Annotated in this window: 14 protein-coding genes; 13 read left to right on the forward strand and 1 reads right to left on the reverse strand. The window is 39.7% G+C overall.

The window, feature by feature from the left end; genetic code table 11:
* Window positions 1–29 precede the first annotated feature (29 nt).
* From ACTQXY_RS08565 to ACTQXY_RS08600, 8 genes are all read left to right on the forward strand, one after another.
* Window positions 30–1,358 (forward strand): MATE family efflux transporter, encoded by a 1,329-nt coding sequence (locus ACTQXY_RS08565; RefSeq protein WP_441659133.1) that lies wholly within the window; start codon window positions 30–32, stop codon window positions 1,356–1,358.
* Between the two features lie 210 nt (window positions 1,359–1,568).
* The gene (locus tag ACTQXY_RS08570) at window positions 1,569–4,172 is read left to right on the forward strand and encodes an HAD-IC family P-type ATPase (RefSeq protein ID WP_441659134.1); all 2,604 of its coding nucleotides are present in this window, start codon (window positions 1,569–1,571) and stop codon (window positions 4,170–4,172) included.
* 12 nt (window positions 4,173–4,184) lie between these two features.
* The gene (locus ACTQXY_RS08575; protein ID WP_071144690.1) at window positions 4,185–5,333 is read left to right on the forward strand and encodes an AI-2E family transporter; all 1,149 of its coding nucleotides are present in this window, start codon (window positions 4,185–4,187) and stop codon (window positions 5,331–5,333) included.
* A 236-nt stretch (window positions 5,334–5,569) separates the two neighbouring features.
* A complete protein-coding gene (locus ACTQXY_RS08580) occupies window positions 5,570–6,409 on the forward strand; it encodes a leucine-rich repeat protein (protein WP_441659135.1) in 840 nt (279 codons plus the stop codon).
* Window positions 6,406–7,731 (forward strand): vWA domain-containing protein, encoded by a 1,326-nt coding sequence (locus tag ACTQXY_RS08585; protein ID WP_441659136.1) that lies wholly within the window; start codon window positions 6,406–6,408, stop codon window positions 7,729–7,731. Before ACTQXY_RS08580 ends, ACTQXY_RS08585 begins: the two co-directional genes overlap by 4 nt.
* Window positions 7,728–9,239: an AAA family ATPase gene (locus tag ACTQXY_RS08590; RefSeq protein ID WP_441659137.1), complete on the forward strand. Its 1,512-nt coding sequence runs from the start codon at window positions 7,728–7,730 to the stop codon at window positions 9,237–9,239. The genes ACTQXY_RS08585 and ACTQXY_RS08590 overlap by 4 nt, the downstream gene beginning before the upstream one ends.
* A 108-nt stretch (window positions 9,240–9,347) precedes the next feature.
* Entirely contained in the window at window positions 9,348–9,935 is a 588-nt protein-coding gene (locus ACTQXY_RS08595; protein WP_156556141.1) for a nucleoside recognition domain-containing protein, read from the forward strand.
* Between the two features lie 190 nt (window positions 9,936–10,125).
* Complete coding sequence (locus tag ACTQXY_RS08600) at window positions 10,126–11,748, forward strand: phosphotransferase (RefSeq protein ID WP_441659138.1); 1,623 nt, start codon at window positions 10,126–10,128, stop codon at window positions 11,746–11,748.
* Window positions 11,749–11,806: 58 nt separating this feature from the next.
* On the opposite strand, the gene ACTQXY_RS08605 is transcribed toward ACTQXY_RS08600, so the two are convergent.
* Window positions 11,807–12,442: an LUD domain-containing protein gene (locus tag ACTQXY_RS08605; RefSeq protein WP_441659139.1), complete on the reverse strand. Its 636-nt coding sequence runs from the start codon at window positions 12,440–12,442 to the stop codon at window positions 11,807–11,809.
* Between the two features lie 134 nt (window positions 12,443–12,576).
* Here ACTQXY_RS08605 and glf point away from each other — a divergent pair, with 134 nt between their 5' ends.
* The 5 genes from glf to ACTQXY_RS08630 all read left to right on the forward strand — a co-directional run bounded on the left by glf (window position 12,577) and on the right by ACTQXY_RS08630 (window position 17,568).
* Window positions 12,577–13,683 (forward strand): UDP-galactopyranose mutase, encoded by a 1,107-nt coding sequence (gene glf / locus ACTQXY_RS08610; RefSeq protein WP_441659140.1) that lies wholly within the window; start codon window positions 12,577–12,579, stop codon window positions 13,681–13,683.
* Window positions 13,684–13,688: 5 nt separating this feature from the next.
* Complete coding sequence (locus ACTQXY_RS08615) at window positions 13,689–15,014, forward strand: MATE family efflux transporter (protein WP_441659141.1); 1,326 nt, start codon at window positions 13,689–13,691, stop codon at window positions 15,012–15,014.
* A 136-nt stretch (window positions 15,015–15,150) separates the two neighbouring features.
* The gene (locus tag ACTQXY_RS08620; RefSeq protein WP_004614409.1) at window positions 15,151–15,672 is read left to right on the forward strand and encodes a spore maturation protein; all 522 of its coding nucleotides are present in this window, start codon (window positions 15,151–15,153) and stop codon (window positions 15,670–15,672) included.
* A gap of 126 nt (window positions 15,673–15,798) precedes the next feature.
* Window positions 15,799–16,692 (forward strand): hypothetical protein, encoded by an 894-nt coding sequence (locus ACTQXY_RS08625; protein WP_441659142.1) that lies wholly within the window; start codon window positions 15,799–15,801, stop codon window positions 16,690–16,692.
* Between the two features lie 183 nt (window positions 16,693–16,875).
* Window positions 16,876–17,568: a F0F1 ATP synthase subunit A gene (locus ACTQXY_RS08630; protein ID WP_441659160.1), complete on the forward strand. Its 693-nt coding sequence runs from the start codon at window positions 16,876–16,878 to the stop codon at window positions 17,566–17,568.
* Window positions 17,569–17,592: the final 24 nt, after the last annotated feature.

The following is a 17,592-nucleotide window of genomic DNA, read 5'->3' on the forward strand; positions in this document are numbered from 1 at the left end:
TGTCCTTTTTTGTGCAATAAGGAGTGACTATGGAAAAGAAAGTAATTCAGAAAAATCTTATCAGGGATTGTCTCCCGACGGTGTTTTCGCTGATGTTATCAGGCCTCTATTCCGTGATGGACGGATTATTTGTAGGTCGGGCAGCGGGAGATACCGGGCTTGCAGCAGTTAATCTTGCATGGCCGCTTGTTGCAGTAATCACTGCAACAGGGATAGGGATTGGAAGTGGCGGCAGTGTTTTGTTTTCGAATTTGGCTGGGAAAGATGAGAAAGAAGAAAGTGAAAAAACGTATCATCTGACGGTGTGTCTGCTTGTGGGAGTCGGAATTTTATTAAGTGTAATATTGTTCCTGACGTATCCGATCTTATTACAGCTTCTTGGCGCAAGAGGAGAGGTACTGATGCAGGCTGAGGCCTATGTGCAGATTATTATTTTAGGATGTGTTTTTCAGATCATTGGTTCAGGAATGATACCGTTGCTTCGAAACAGAGGGATGGCAGTCAGCGCTATGGTGAGCATGGTCACGGGGATGTTCGTAAATCTTGCATTGAATTATGTATTCATTTTTAAAGTGGGGCTGGGAATTCGGGGAGCTGCTCTTGGCACGATTGCAGCGCAGATATCCGTGATTTTTATTTGCATTTACTTAATTTATATCAAAGGAAAAACAAAGGTACAGTTGGTTTGGAACTGGAAAAGAAGTGTGAAAATTTTTCAGATTGGGGTGTCTGCATTTGGACTGTCTCTGGCACCGTCGATTGTGCTGATTTTTACAAATCTGCAGTGCCTGAAATACGGTGGTGATGCAGCGGCCGCGTGTTATGCAGTGATTTCTTATATTGTATTTCCGGTTCAGTCGATGCTGGTAGGTGTGGGAGATGGTTCTCAGCCGCTTATGAGCTTTTATTGTGGTGCAGGAAGGCGAGAGGAACTTGCGTATATTAAAAGAGTAGCATCAGCAAGTGTCATTGTTTTGGGAGTAGTTATGCTTGCAGTTGTTGTGTCAGTATCGGATTTCTTTCCGGCGATTTTTGGAATGTCAAAGCAGTCAGAGCAGTTTTTTCATGTGGGAATGAGAATTAGTGCGGTGTCGTTTTTGTTTACCGGACTTGCGAAATTTCATATATCTTATTTAAATGCAACATTGAAAGTAAAGCCGGCTATGGCGTTGATCTATGGGGAGACATTGATTGTGGCACCGATATTTCTATTTTTATTGCCGGCTGTGTTCGGGATTACCGGAATTTGGTGGTCACTTGCGGCGACGCAGGTTATGATGCTTTTGTTGTATCAAATTGTAAAAGAATTAAAAATTACAGTTGACAGAACCAAAAAAGTTGACTATAGTATTTTATAGATAAAAGGGAGTAACTAGCGTTACTAAACGTTTACGATGTCGTCAATACGATGAATTTCATCCGTATCGTAATGAAATAGTGAGACTTTTATTGCATAATTAGCGTGCAATAGAGGTCTCTTTTTATTCTCTTTTGTAATTTTTTATAAAAAGGGTGAAAATGTAAACAATAGAGACTAGGTAGTGCACGGAAGAATGGAGGATTTTGGAATGAAAAATTATTATCAGCTCTCACAAAATGAAGTGAGGCGGGAAGTCAATGGAAAAGAAGAGGCATTGACTTCAAGTGAAGTGCAGCAGAACCAGGAAAAGTATGGTCTGAATGAACTTGTAGAAGGAAAAAAGAAAAGTACGATTCAGATATTTCTGGAGCAGTTTAAGGATTTTCTTGTCATTATTTTGATTGTGGCAGCAGTCGTATCAGGGATACTTGGAGATGCAGAGAGTGCGATTGTTATTTTGGTTGTAATCACAATCAATGCAATTCTCGGAACGGTTCAGACAGTAAAGGCAGAACAGTCGTTGAATAGTCTGAAAGAATTATCGGCGCCACTTGCGAAGGTACTTCGTGATGGCAATGTGATTCAGATTCCGTCAAAAGAGGTGACAATCGGTGACGAAGTTTTTCTGGAAGCAGGAGATTATGTTCCGGCTGATGGACGTATTTTGACAAATGCGAGTTTGAAAATTGACGAAAGTGCACTGACAGGAGAAAGTCTTGCGGTAGAAAAGTCAGAAGATACGATTACTGGCGAAGTGCCATTAGGTGACCAAACCAATATGGTATTCTCAGGAAGTTTTGTAACATATGGACGTGGTTCTTTCCTTGTAACAGCTATTGGAATGGATACTGAGGTAGGTAAGATTGCCACACTTTTGAAGACGACGTCTGAGAAGAAAACACCTCTTCAGATGAATTTAGATGAATTTGGAAAGAAATTATCAATTGTAATTTTGATTTTCTGTGGTATTTTGTTTGGTGTAAATGTATTTCAGGGAGTCAACATCGGAGATTCCTTTATGTTTGCAGTAGCGCTGGCTGTTGCAGCGATTCCGGAAGCACTCAGTTCTATCGTGACGATCGTGCTGTCATTTGGAACACAGAAGATGGCAAAAGAGCATGCAATTATCCGTAAATTACAGGCAGTGGAAGGTCTTGGAAGCGTGTCTATTATCTGTTCAGATAAGACAGGAACACTGACTCAGAACCGTATGACTGTCGAAGACTACTATGTAAATGGAAAACGAATTCCGGCGACAGAGATTGACCGTCAGGCACTTGGACAAAAAGAACTTTTAAGATATAGTATTTTATGTAATGACTCTACAAATGTAGATGGTGTGGAAATTGGGGATCCGACAGAGACAGCCCTGATTAATCTAGGAACAAAGCTTGGAGCAGAAGCAGGCTATGTAAGGGGAAAATTCCCTCGTACAAGTGAGATTCCGTTTGACAGTGACAGAAAATTAATGTCTACAGCACATGTACTGGAGAATGGACCGGTTATGGTGACCAAAGGTGCGGTGGATGTACTTTTAAATCGTGTTACAAAGATTCAAAAGGGAACAGAAGTCTGTCAGATTACACAGGAAGATAAAGAAGCGATTGAAAATCAGAATCAGGAATTTTCAAGAAGTGGTTTGCGAGTACTTGCGTTTGCATATAAACCGATTCAAAAAGATCAGGTGCTGCAGTTAGAAGATGAGGATGACTTGATCTTTGTGGGATTGATTTCGATGATGGATCCGCCGCGAGAGGAGTCTAAGGCAGCGGTTGCAGATTGTATCCGTGCGGGAATCAAGCCTATTATGATTACGGGAGACCATAAAGTAACAGCGGCAGCTATCGCAAAACGAATTGGTATTTTGAAAGATGAGTCAGAAGCGTGTGAAGGCTCTGTGATTGATAATATGTCTGATGAAGAATTGATGGATTTTGTAGATGGAATTTCCGTATATGCGAGAGTTTCTCCGGAACATAAGATTCGCATCGTGCGTGCATGGCAGAATAAAGGAAATATTGTTGCGATGACAGGTGACGGTGTAAATGATGCCCCGGCATTGAAGCAGGCGGATATCGGTGTTGCGATGGGAATTACAGGAAGTGAAGTATCGAAAGACGCAGCGGCAATGGTATTGACAGACGATAATTTTGCAACTATCATCAAAGCAGTTGAAAACGGAAGAAATGTATATAAAAACATTAAGGGGTCTATTCAGTTCCTGCTGTCAGGTAACTTTGGTGGAATTCTTGCAGTATTATATGCTTCGCTGGCAGGACTTCCGGTTCCGTTTGCACCGGTACATCTGTTGTTTATCAACTTGTTGACAGACAGTCTCCCGGCAATCGCACTTGGATTGGAGCCGCATACGAAGACTGTCATGGATGAGAAACCGCGTCCAATGAATGAATCGATTTTGACAAAAGACTTTTTGATTAAGGTTGGAACAGAAGGTTTCTGTATTGGTCTGATGACAATGTTAGCATTTTTGATTGGTTACCGTGGCGGTGATGCAGTGCTTGCAAGTACGATGGCATTTGGTACATTATGTACAGGAAGACTTGTACATGGATTTAACTGTAAATCAGACAGACCGATGATGTTCAGTAAAAAATTGTGGAATAATATTTACTTGATTGGTGCATTTTTGATTGGCTTTGTATTGATTACAAGTGTATTGACAATTCCAGCATTACAGAATGTATTTAAGGTTGTTCCGTTGAATGTGACACAATTATTTACTGTTTATGGTCTTGCACTTTTGAATCTTCCGGTGATTCAGCTTCTGAAATGGATTCGTAAAAGACGATAGGAAGGCGAGTAAATGAATTTGGATAAGGAAACGATTAAGAAAATAAGAGGATTGATTGTTTTTACAGCAATTATACTGATTGGACTATGGAACTACGAAGTAGTGCTAGATGGTCTTGGGTTTATCGGCAGAGTAATTTTTCCGTTTGTACTTGGTGGTGCGATTGCATTTGTACTCAATGTGCCAATGCATTTCATTGAGGAAAAGTTTTTCGGAAGCAAGAAAATGAAAAAAAATAAATGGGCAAATAAATTTGCCAGACCTGTAAGCTTTCTGGTTACGATTTTGTTTGTACTTGGAATCATTGGAATCGTTGTGTTTGTCGTAGCGCCGGCGCTGGGAGATACGGCGATGAATCTTGGAAGAAATATTCAGGCGTTTATTCCGCAAGTACAGGAGTGGGCGGAAAACATTTTTCAGGATAATAAGGAAATCGTGAAGTGGATTGGCAGTATGGAGTTCAAGTGGGATGAGATGATTAAAAGCGGTATTGATTTCTTTAAAAATGGTGCCGGAAGCGTGCTTGGATCTACATTTGAGGCTGCAAAAAGCATCGTAAGTGGTGTCACGACATTCTTTATCGCTTTTGTATTTTCTTGTTATATTCTGCTTCAGAAAGAAAAGCTAAACATTCAGGTTCGCAAGGTAATGTACGCATTTATGCCAAAGGACTGGACAGAGATTTTGCTCGCACTTAGCTCACTGACATATAAGACATTTTCAAATTTCTTAACCGGACAGTGTGTTGAGGCAATTATTCTTGGAAGTATGTTTTTTGTGACGATGACAATTTTTGGAATGCCATATGCACTGTTGATTGGAATCCTGATTTCATTTACGGCATTAATTCCGATTTTTGGAGCATTTATCGGATGTGTAATCGGAGCACTTTTGATTTTTATGGTGAACCCGATGCAGGCATTGATCTTCGTGGTAATGTTTCTTGTATTACAGCAGATCGAAGGAAATTTGATTTATCCGCATGTCGTTGGCAATTCTGTGGGGCTGCCGTCTATCTGGGTGCTTGTTGCAGTCAGTATTGGAGCGAGCCTGATGGGCATTGTTGGAATGTTGATTTTTATTCCGATTGCTTCGGTGGTTTATACATTGTTTCGTGGAATTGTACATCGGAGATTGAAAGAAAAAGAGATAGAAGTTTAAATTAGGGACGTAGTAAAATTGAATTTTACTACGTCCCTAATTGAATATGGGGGTGTCCCAAAATGAAAATAGCCCTGTCCCTTTTTGACAACTTTAGAAAAATTTATTACAATAAATTTGTAGTTTTTTGAAAAATTTTTTAGAGGTAAAATAATAAAATGGAAAAAGATTTTCAAAAGTATGAGTATGAAGTAAATGACAAAAAAGTCCAAATTACAGGAGTTTCCTGGAATAGCATGGCTATAGAAATACCAGAAAAAATGGATGGATTTGAAGTGGTGGAGATAGGGGATTATGCATTTTCGCAACCAATTGGGGACGTAGTAAAATTTAGTTTTACTACGTCCCCGATTGAAGAAATCATCCTTCCAAACTCTATTAAAAAAATTGGGCGATATGCATTTTACAATTGCCGTAATTTAAGGCGAATACAATTTTACAATACGTTGAAAGATATCGGTGCGGGAGCATTTACGGGGTGTCACAAGGTGAGGGAGATTGATGTGACTTTCGTGGAGAATGAGAGGTCTTGTCTGCGTGAACTTTTGATGGAACTTCCAGAGGAGCAGACAATTTTTTATCACAGTAAACAGGGGGAAGCGAAACTGATATTCCCAGAGTTTTTTGAGGAGGCGGTCGAAAATACGCCTGCGAGGATTTTGGAGACACACACGCATGGCAGTGGTATGATGTACCGGAATTGTTTTGTTCGCCAAGAACTTCAGTTTCATCTGTACGATGAGCGGTTTGAATGGGCAAAAGGAAGGGAATATGAAGATACGTTATTTCGGCTTGTGTTCGGAAGGCTTTTATATCCGTATCAGTTAAGTGAGAAGGCAAAGAAAAAATATATAAGCTTTTTGAAGGAGCACATTGAAACATGCATAAAATGGGCAGCGGAAGAGATGCGGGAGAAAGAATGTAAATTTTTGGCAGAGCATTGTATTTCAGAGCAAAAGACGCTGGAGTATTTAATCGAGCAGGTTAATAAAAAAAGCAGAGTGGAACTGACAAGCTATTTGATGGAGTTAAAACATCAAAAATTTCAAGTAAAAAGGAAGACATTTGAGCTATGAATCCAATTCAAAAACAACAACAAAAAGAACTGGAGAAAATCGAGATTTGCATAGATATTTTGAAAAATGCACGGAATGAGCTATATTTGTCCATGCGCTTTTTTGATGTGATTTTAAGTGGATTTGAGTTTCTGCCGGACACGAAGATTTCCGGTATTGGGACGGATGGATTTACAGTTTATTTTTATCCAGACTATCTGATTGGGCTGTACCAGAGGACGCCGGTGCAAGTAAACCGTGCGTATCTTCATATGATTTTTCACTGTCTTTTCGGGCATTTGAAACAGCCGGACCATGCGGATGAACAGTATTGGAATCTAGCTTGTGATATTGTTGTGGAGTCAATCATAGATGAACTCAATGAGCACAGTGTCCGCAAATATGTGCCTCCATATCGAAAGGGAGTTTACCAAAAATTGAGAGAAAAGATGGAAGTGTTGACGCCAAAAGGGGTGTACCGGGAATTGCTGGGGATGCATTTAGAAGAAGAGCATTGTGGAAAAATGCAGGAAGAATTTTTTGTGGATGATCATGTTTTGTGGAACGAGAATGTGCCCCCTGAAAAATGCGTGGAGCGGGAGAAAAAGTGGAAAGAGCAAAATGAGAAATTGCAGACGGAGATGGAGACATTTTCAAAGGAGGCTTCTGAGAATGCGGAAAATATTTTAAATCAAGTACAGATTGAAAATCGTAACCGATATGACTATCGAAAGTTTTTGGAAAAGTTTGCGATTTTAAAAGAGGAAATGCAGGTGGATCAGGATAGCTTTGATTATATTTTTTATAATTACGGAATGGAAATGTATGGGAATATGCCGTTGATTGAGCCACAGGAAACAAAAGAATTGCGTAAAATTGAAGATTTTGTCATTGCGATTGACACATCGATGTCTTGTAAAGAAGAGTTAATAAAAAAATTTCTGGAGGAAACGTTCAATATTTTGGGTAAATCAGAAAGTTTCTTTCGAAAAATAAATGTACATGTCATTCAGTGCGATGATAAAGTACAGTCGGATGTAGTGATTACAAATCGGCAGGAATTGGATGAATATATGGAGCATTTTGAGGTAAAAGGATTTGGAGGGACGGATTTTCGTCCGGTGTTTGGATATGTCAACCAATTGCTAAAGGCGAAAGCATTTCACAGATTAAAAGGGTTAATTTATTTTACGGATGGGTATGGAACATTTCCGGCAAAGCGTCCAAACTATGAGGTTGCATTTGTATTTCTAAAAGAAGATTATCGGGATGTGGATGTGCCGGTTTGGGCGATAAAATTGATTATAGAACCGGAAGAGTTGGAGGAAAAGAGGATAGAATGAATATAAAGAGAGCAAAACAAGAAATAAAACATGCAATAGAGGCATATTTGTTAAAGGATGAAGAAGGAAATTATGAGATTCCATCGCAGAGACAGCGGCCGATTTTTCTGATTGGGGCGCCGGGAATTGGAAAAACGCAGATCATGGAGCAGATTTCTAAAGAGTGTGAAATTGGTCTTGTCGCATATACAATTACGCACCATACGAGACAGAGCGCTATCGGGCTTCCGTTTATCTCAAAGCACATATATGGTGGAAATGAATATTCAGTGACGGAATATACAATGAGCGAAATTGTTGCATCGGTGTACAATAAAATTGAAGAAAGTGGACTCAAAGAAGGAATTTTGTTTATCGACGAGATCAACTGTGTTTCGGAGACATTGGCTCCGGCGATGCTGCAGTTTCTTCAATATAAAACATTTGGAAATCATGCCATTCCGGAGGGGTGGATTATTGTGGCTGCGGGAAACCCACCGGAATATAACAAATCAGTGCGTGAGTTTGACGTGGTGACGATGGACCGTGTGAAGAAAATTGAGGTGGAGCCGGATTTTTCGGTTTGGAAAGAATATGCGTATGTGCAGGATATTCACCCGGCGGTGATTTCTTATCTGACAACGAGAGTAGCATATTTCTATCAGATGGAGACAACTGTGGATGGAATGTTGTTTGCAACTCCGCGAGGATGGGAGGATTTGTCACGTCTGATTCAGGTATATGAAAAACTCGAAATCACAGTAGACCGGGAGGTTGTAGTGCAGTATATTCAGTATCCGAAGATAGCAAAAGATTTTGCAAATTATTTGGAGCTTTATTATAAATATCAGGCAGATTACCAGATTGATCAGGTGATGCAGGGGAAAATCGATCCGATTCTTGTGAAAAAAGTCGGACATGCATCGTTTGATGAAAAGTTAAGTGTTGTAAGTCTTGTACTTGCAAAGACGGTAGAGGCATTTCGACAGACATACAAGAAAGAAGCGAGTATTACGGTTATGTTTGAAAAACTGAAGGAATATAAAAGTGGGGCACTATCTCTGAAACAGATTTGTGCGGAGATGGAGCAGACATTGAAGTCAAAGAAAAAAGCAAAAATACTAAACCGTGAAGAAGGGTATGCGTTGAAGCAGACAATTGAGAAATTGGAGCAATATGAAAAGTTACTAAAAGAAGCGGGAAATCCGGAACATGAAGTGGCATTTGAACTTGTGAAAAAGGAATTTGCCAAAGAAAATGAGGCGTATCAAAAAGAACTGGATGCAGCAGGACAAATGTTGGAGTATGGATTTGATTTTATGGAGATTGTATTTGGCAATAGTCAGGAGATGACTGTGTTTGTGACAGAGCTGAACACTAATTTTTACAGCGTACAGTTTTTGCAAAATTATGAGTGCGAGCGTTATTATCAATATAACAAGAATCTGCTATTTGATGAGAAGAGAAGAAATATACTGAACCGGATTGATAATTTGGTTACAGTTCACACATCAGTCAATAGCAAATGAGTTCATGTTTACATGAGGGCTCATTTACTGCGAATGGCGTGGTGTGAACAGGAACATAAGTTGAAAACCTCCTGCATACATTTTATAAAAAATAAATGTGGTGAACTGATGCTAAATTATCTTTGGGCAGGTATGATTGTAATTGGAATTTTGTTTGGAGCATTTAACGGAAAGATGCCGGAAATTACGAATGCGGCATTGGATTCTTCTAAGGAGGCAGTGACGCTTTGTATTACGATGATGGGAGTGATGTCTTTTTGGGTCGGTTTGATGGAAATAGCAACAAAGGCAGGAATCATCAAGGCAGCATCCAGAAAAATCCAACCGATTGTGCGGATTTTGTTCCCTGATATTCCAAGAGGGCATAAAGCGAATGAACATATTACAACAAATATGATTGCTAATTTTCTGGGACTTGGCTGGGCAGCGACACCGGCAGGCTTAATGGCAATGAAGAGTCTTCAGGAAATCAACCCGAATCGGGATAAGACAATTGCAAGCCGGGATATGTGTACATTTTTAATCCTGAATATTTCCTCATTACAGTTGATACCGATTAATATTATCGCATATCGCAGCCAATATGGAAGTGTGAACCCGGCTGGGATTGTAGGTGCTGGGATTGTGGCGACAACGATCAGTACGGCTGTGGGCGTGGTGTTTGCGATGGTGATGGGAAAAAGGCGAAGAGTTTGAAAATTTTAAGAAATGTTTTGAGCGTAAAAGTTGTATGTTTACAATACGCTCAATAAGTGGTATGAAATGAATAAAACTAAACCCAATATTATTTTATGAAAAGGGAGACAGAAGCAGATACAAATGTTATAATGAAGAAAAATTATAGTGAAAGGGGAAGCATGAGCGGATTTGCTCACAGAAGATTACGATGAAAAATTTATTGATTTTAGGTGCTGGCGGATTTGGTCATATGATTCAGGAGACGGCTAAAATACTTGGATACGAAGAGGTTGTATTTTTAGATGATGCTGTTATAGGAACAGACATTATAGGAAAATGCTGTGATTATAAAGCGTTTTTGGAAAAGTATGACACGGCAGTGGCAGGTCTTGGAGATAATGGAATGCGTTTGTATTGGACAGAACAATTGCTGGAGGCTGGATACAATGTTCCGGCAATTATTCATCCGTCTGCAGTAGTAAGCCCGAGTGCAAAGATTGGCGAGGGAAGTTTTATTATGCAGAATGCGGTAGTGAACACAAATACTGTGATCGAGCATGGTGTTTTGGTAAATAGTGGTTCGGTGGTAGACCATGATTCTTTTGTGGGATGCGGCGCACATATTGGTCTTGGAAGTGTAGTAAAGGCGAACTGTACAATTGAGTCAAAGAGAAAAGTAGAAGAGGGCGAAGTTGTATTTTCGACTAGAAGAAAGATTGACGGAGTAGGAAATAACAGAAATCTTGAAGATGCATTGTACGCGTTTGGTTTTGGAACACAGTGCAGTTATGTAAAGCCATTTGGTGAAGGACATATCAATGAGACATATGCAGTATATATGCCGGTAGGTGGAGAAGATGAGTTGTGTTATATTTTGCAGAGAGTAAACAACAATGTATTCAAAGATCCTGCCGGAGTTATGGAAAATATTTTCCGTGTGACTGAGTATTTGAGAAATGTGATTCGAGAAGAAGGCGGTGATCCGGATAGGGAGACACTTGCTGCGATTAAGACAAAGAATGGATGTACATATTTTGAAGATAACGAGGGACAACCTTGGAGAAGCTATCATTTCATTCATGACTCGGTATGTTTCCAGTCTGTGGAGAAACCGGAACAGTTCTATCAGTCAGGAAACAGTTTCGGACATTTCTTAAAACAGCTTGGCAATTATCCGGCATCTGAGTTGAATGAGACAATCCCGGATTTCCACAATACGGTAAAACGATTTGAGGCATTCCAGATGTCGTTAAAGCGTGATATTAAGAACAGAGCAGCTTCCTGCAAGAAAGAAATTGAGTTTGCATTAAATAGAAAAGAGGATTGTGGAGTGCTTGTAAAACAGCAGGAAGAGGGAACCCTTCCGTTGCGTGTTACACATAATGATACAAAATTAAATAATATTTTATTTGATGCAAAGACTGGAAAAGGACTTTGTATTATCGATTTAGATACAATTATGCCTGGTCTTGCGGCAAATGACTTCGGAGATTCGATTCGTTTTGGTGCTGCCACAGCGGCGGAAGATGAGAAGGATCTGGATTTGGTTCACTTTGATATTTCTCTGTATGACACATATGTAAAAGGCTATTTGGAAGGTACTGGTGATGTGTTGACACAGGAAGAAAAAGAAAGCTTGCCTTGGGGGGCAAGACTGATGACATTAGAGTGTGGAATCCGTTTCCTGACAGATTATCTTCAGGGAGACACTTACTTTAAAACAGCGTATCCGGAGCACAATCTGGTTCGCGCCCGCACACAGTTCAAACTGGTGGATGAGATGGAGCAGCAGTTTGACAAAATGCAGGAAATCATTCAAAAATATTGTTGAAATATTCAAAAGGGGACGTAGTAAAATTCAATTTTACTACGTCCCCTTTAAGAAATTCTTAATAACCTAATTCTTCGCCAACTAAGATAACTTTGATTCTTCCGGTGTGTCTGGAGTGCCTTGTAATGACAACCTGACAGCACATGCAGTCAGGAGAATTGCAGTTGCCACAATGTCCGACTGCTCCACAAGGAGTTCTTGTTCCGAGACGAGCGGCGTTTGCAGGGGAAGCGACGTTTCTGACGCGGGCAACTCCGGATTCTACATCTGTGACTACTTTGTTCATCCCGACAATGAGGATGACGTACTCCGGACCGTGAATGAGACAGGCAACGCGGTTACCGTTACCGTCGATATTGATTAACTCTCCGTCAATCGTAACGGCGTTGGAACTCATCAAAAAATAATCTGCCATCGCATTTTTAAAATACATCTCTTTTTTCTCTTCCGGAGTCTTTGCGGTGTTCCTGTCAATTAAAGTCAAAGAAGAATTCTTGATTGTATCTAAAATTCCGATTTCGTTCAATGTTTCGGAACCGCCAAAACCGACGGTACTACCCTCTTTCATCATTTCCATTGCCAACGAAACTGCTTGACTTCGATCATCACAATAGAAAGCCTCGATATTTCTTTTAGAAAAATTTTTGATCATGGTATCTGCAAGTTTTTTGTAAGCTTGTTGTTTTGCACCCATAAAATAACACCTCCTAATTTTCTAAATACTATTTTAGTGCAATAAAAAGGGAAAATCGATGGAGAAAAATATTGCGATTCTAAGCTGAATTGTCTAAAATGAGGAGAGATAAGACAAAATAATGGAGAAAAAATATGAAATACGATTATTTGATTGTGGGAGCAGGACTTTTTGGTGCTGTTTTCGCACATGAAGCAAAGAAAAGTGGAAAAAAATGCCTTGTGATTGAAAAACGAAATCACATTGCCGGAAATATTTATTGTGAGGAAATAGAAGGAATTCAGGTGCACAAGTATGGAGCACATATTTTCCATACGTCCAATAAAGAGGTGTGGGATTATATCAATCAGTTTGCAGAATTTAATCATTATATCAATTCGCCGATTGCTGTTTACAAAGATGAACTTTATAATTTGCCGTTTAATATGAATACATTCAGCAAAATGTGGGGGATCAAAACGCCACAGGAGGCGAAAGAAAAGATTGCGCAGCAGGTGGCTGAGACGGGAATTACAGAACCAAAGAATCTAGAAGAGCAGGGACTGTCTCTTGTCGGAAAAGATGTGTTTGAAAAACTGGTAAAGGGATACACTGAAAAACAGTGGGGAAGAGAGTGTAAGGAGCTTCCGGCATTTATTATTCGCCGTTTGCCGGTGCGTTTTACCTATGACAACAATTATTTTAATGACCGTTTTCAGGGAATTCCGATTGGCGGATACACAAGAATCGTGGAAAAGATGCTGGATGGAATCCCGGTGAAGACCGATACGGACTATTTTTCCTTTATCAAGGAAAATCCAGACATTGCAGAAAAGACTGTGTTCACAGGCATGATTGATGAGTATTTTTCCTATCAGTTGGGAGCGCTTCAGTATCGTTCGGTAAGATTTGAGACAGAAGTATTGAATACGGACAACTATCAGGGAAATGCAGTTGTGAATTATACGGAAAGAGAGGTTCCGTATACGCGTATTATCGAGCACAAGCATTTTGAGTTTGGAATGCAGGAAAAAACGGTTATTTCAAGAGAGTATTCGCTGGAATGGAAAGTGGGAATGGAACCGTATTATCCAGTAAATGATGAGCAGAACAATCGGCTGTTTGCGCAGTACCAGGAGCTTGCGAAGAAGGAGAGGAATGTGATATTTGGAGGGCGTTTGGGAAGCTACAAATATTATGATATGGATAAGGTGATGGAAGCTGCGCTCAATTTGTGCAGGGAACAATTAACAAGGGGGTAATATTGATGGAAAGAGATATGACTGTAGGAAATCCTGCAAAAGTGATTTTTAATTTTACGGTTCCAATCTTTTTGGGCAACGTATTTCAGCAGTTTTACAGTATGGCGGATACGATCATAGTTGGAAAGTTTGTTGGAACAAAAGCATTGGCGGCAGTCGGATCGACGGGAACGATTATGTTTCTGATCATTACAAGTCTGATTGGACTGACTGCTGGTTTTACGGTGATGACTGCGCAAAGATTTGGTGCGGGAGATATGAAAGGGATGCGAAAGACGGTTGCGATGGCAGCAGTGCTGTCGGCGGTGATTTCGGTTGTGATTACGATTATAAGTATGCTGGGAATGAATAAGCTTTTGACATTCATGAATACACCGTCTGATATTTTTGCAGATGCCTATCAATATATTATGATTATCTGTGCAGGGATTGTGGCACAGGTGCTTTATAATCTGCTGTCAAGTATTTTGCGGGCACTTGGAAACAGTAAGGTGCCGTTGTATTTTCTGATTTTGGCAGCACTGCTTAATATTGTCTTGGATTTGGTATTTATTATCGTGTTTCATATGGGCGCGGCGGGAGCTGCGTATGCGACTGTTATTTCACAAGGAGTATCAGGAATTCTTTGCCTTGTGTATATTATAAAGGCAGTTCCGGTGCTTAAGATGCATCGTGAGGACTGGACAATGGATTGGAAAATGGCAAGAATTCAGTTGAGTATAGGACTTCCTATGGCATTTCAGTACTCAATCACGGCGATTGGAACAATGATGGTACAGTCTGCGTTGAACGTGCTCGGCTCTACAATGGTAGCTGCATTTACAGCAGCAAGTAAGATTGAGCAGTTGGTATCACAGGCATTCGTTGCTATGGGGACGACGCTTGCCACCTATTCCGCACAAAATGTGGGAGCAGGAAAAATCAAACGTATTCGAGATGGATTTAAGTCAGCAACATTGATTTCATTTGCATATGCAATCGTGACAGGAGTTTTGATTGCTACGGTCGGGAAATACCTGACGGTATTGTTTTTGTCCGGAGATTTGACAAATATCCTTGGTTCCGTAGACGTTTATCTAAAATGTGCAGGTGTATTCTTTATCCCTTTGGCAGTGGTCAATTTATATCGAAACGGAATTCAGGGTATGGGATTTGGTTTACTTCCGATGATGGCGGGAATTGCGGAGCTTGTGGGAAGAGGTGTGACAGCAATCGTTGCTTCACGATATAAAAGCTATTTTGGAATCTGTATGGCGAGTCCGGTAGCTTGGATTTTGGCATCGGTATTGCTGATTGCAATGTATTTTTACATAATAAAGAAGAAACTATAAGAAGAAAAGTAGGAACGGAAGTTGTATTAGTTGTTTACTGGTAATTTGAGGGATTTCCTCAGAGAAGGTTATTGATTTAGTATGTTTAGCTAATGAAGTACATATATTTTATAGATTACCAAAACGGGAGTAATTTATGAAGCTTCTTCTATATTTATCAGATTTTATTGTTCCGGTTACTATTTTAGGAATTGTTGCCTATGGTGTGTTTAATAAAGTGAACGTATATGATGACTTTATCAAGGGAGCAAAAAGCGGATTTTTTACAGTGATTAAAATTATGCCAACATTAATCGGGCTTATGGTAGCAGTCGGAATATTGAGAGCCTCCGGCTTCTTGGATTTTTTGTCGGAAATAATCGGGAAAATGACGGCATATGTTGGATTCCCATCACAGTTGGTTCCGCTTGCGATTGTGAGAATGTTTTCTTCCTCGGCGGCAACGGGATTAGTACTAGATATATTTAAAGAATATGGCACGGATTCCAGAATTGGTTTGATTGCTTCGATTATGATGAGCTGCACAGAGACAATATTTTACACGATGAGTGTATATTTTATGGCGGCAAAAGTGCGAAAGACCAGATATACACTTGCCGGGGCACTGGCGGCAACGCTGGCTGGGATTATGGCAAGTGTATGGCTGGCAACTAATTGAGTATATAGAGGAGTTAATGGTTTACAGAAATCATTAATTTCTCTATTTTTTTCTTTGTTATATGTTATAATGCAACTATGTAAAATTTGGATGAAAAGAAAATAAGAAAGATGCAGGAGGTTCAATATGAAAGATTATACGTTAGCGCAACAATACGCCCTTGTGGGATTGAATGGACTTGAAAGTATTCACATGGACATGGCAAAAAGTGCTGTAATTCGCGCAATCGCAATGGCACAGTCTTTGGAACGATTTTTATCGGAAGATGAGACGGGGGAACAATTGAGTGAAAGATTAGAAGAAATATTGTCAAAAACAAGAAAACAAAAGAAAAAAGAGTCTCAGGCACTAGAAAGAGAAATTGTTGAGCACCTGAAAGCAGATGGAGTGCTTGAAGAGGTGCCGAATCTCTTGGCGTGTGACATGTATTACTACACAGCCGGAGTTAATTTAAGAGAATATCGCTGTGATCCAAAGGTCTATATGCAGATTGTAGAGCATGTGCGGAAAGAGGCTTTGGAGGGGGAAACGCTGACTTTGAATGCTATCTGTCTTTTATGGCTGTTTAGAGAAAGCGGATGTATGCATGACCTCTTTTCTGTAGCAGAGCAGAAAAAGATAGAGGAACGCATGATTCAACTGGGAGCTGAAAATGAAGTTTACCGGTTATTGTGGCAGTCAGAGTTTCATAAGAGTCTGGAAAATATGGTCAGCAATTTCCTACAGTTTAAGAAAAATATTTTTCGGAATCCGTATTTGGAAGGGGTCAATATGCTGTATCCGTTTTTAGACAGAAAACAGTCGATTTTTATAGATTTTGTCGTATTGGGGACGACAGTAGAGAATCGAAGAATGCAGATTATGAACTTTCTTTCCGAAAGAGGTCATTATGTAGAAGAGATAAAGAGTGGAAACGAAACACTTTTGAAGGTGGATAATGCATATTACCGTGTATTCCCAACGACAGTTGTGTGTAAATTTCCTATTCAGGGCGCAAGATTACTTCCGGTATATAAATAAAACAGAAATGTAGGGGGATGAATCGTTATTAAAATATGAACCATACACGCATTTCTAAAAAATACAATGTACAAACTGCTGAAAAAAACAAACGATATTCGTCAAATTATTCGCGGATTGCGGATTGTATCTCGAAATCAAAGTTGTATAATAAGTCGAACGAAAAATGAGGAAAGGGAGTGAATAGATACGGAAAATTTAGGAACGCAATTATTAGAAGAATTAAACTGCGAGACAGCATTTACTATTCCGATTTTCGGAGGTATTCCTATTTCTGAATCGGTTGTAGTTACTTGGATTATTATGGCAGTCGTCACGTTGCTATGTATCTGCCTCGTTAGGAACCTGTCGGTCGAACGTGTAAGTAAAAAACAGCTTATTTTAGAGACGGCAGTTGGCGGAATGAACCACTTTTTTGAAGATATTATTGGAAAAGAGGGAAAGAGATACATTCCGTATTTGATGTCAGTTGGCATTTATATTGGAATTGCTAACTTGATAGGGCTTCTAGGATTTAAGCCGCCAACAAAAGACTTGAATGTGACTGCAGCACTCGCAATTATGAGTATCATCTTAATTGAGTATGCAGGATTCCGACAGAAAGGGTTGAAGAAGTGGGTGAAGAGCTTTGCGGAGCCAATGCCTATCATCGCACCGATCAACATCTTGGAGATATTTATCAAGCCATTATCATTATGTATGCGTCTTTTCGGAAATGTTTTAGGATCATTTGTAGTAATGGAACTGATTAAAATTATTTTACCGGTTCTTTTGCCAATTCCGTTTAGTTTCTATTTCGATATTTTCGATGGATTGATTCAGGCGTATGTATTTGTATTTTTAACATCATTGTTTATAAAAGAAGCAATGGAATAATCACAAGAAGAAAAGGAGAATTTA

It is taken from the genome of Faecalimonas sp. LCP19S3_D12 (genome assembly GCF_052121495.1).
Taxonomy (GTDB): domain Bacteria; phylum Bacillota; class Clostridia; order Lachnospirales; family Lachnospiraceae; genus Faecalimonas.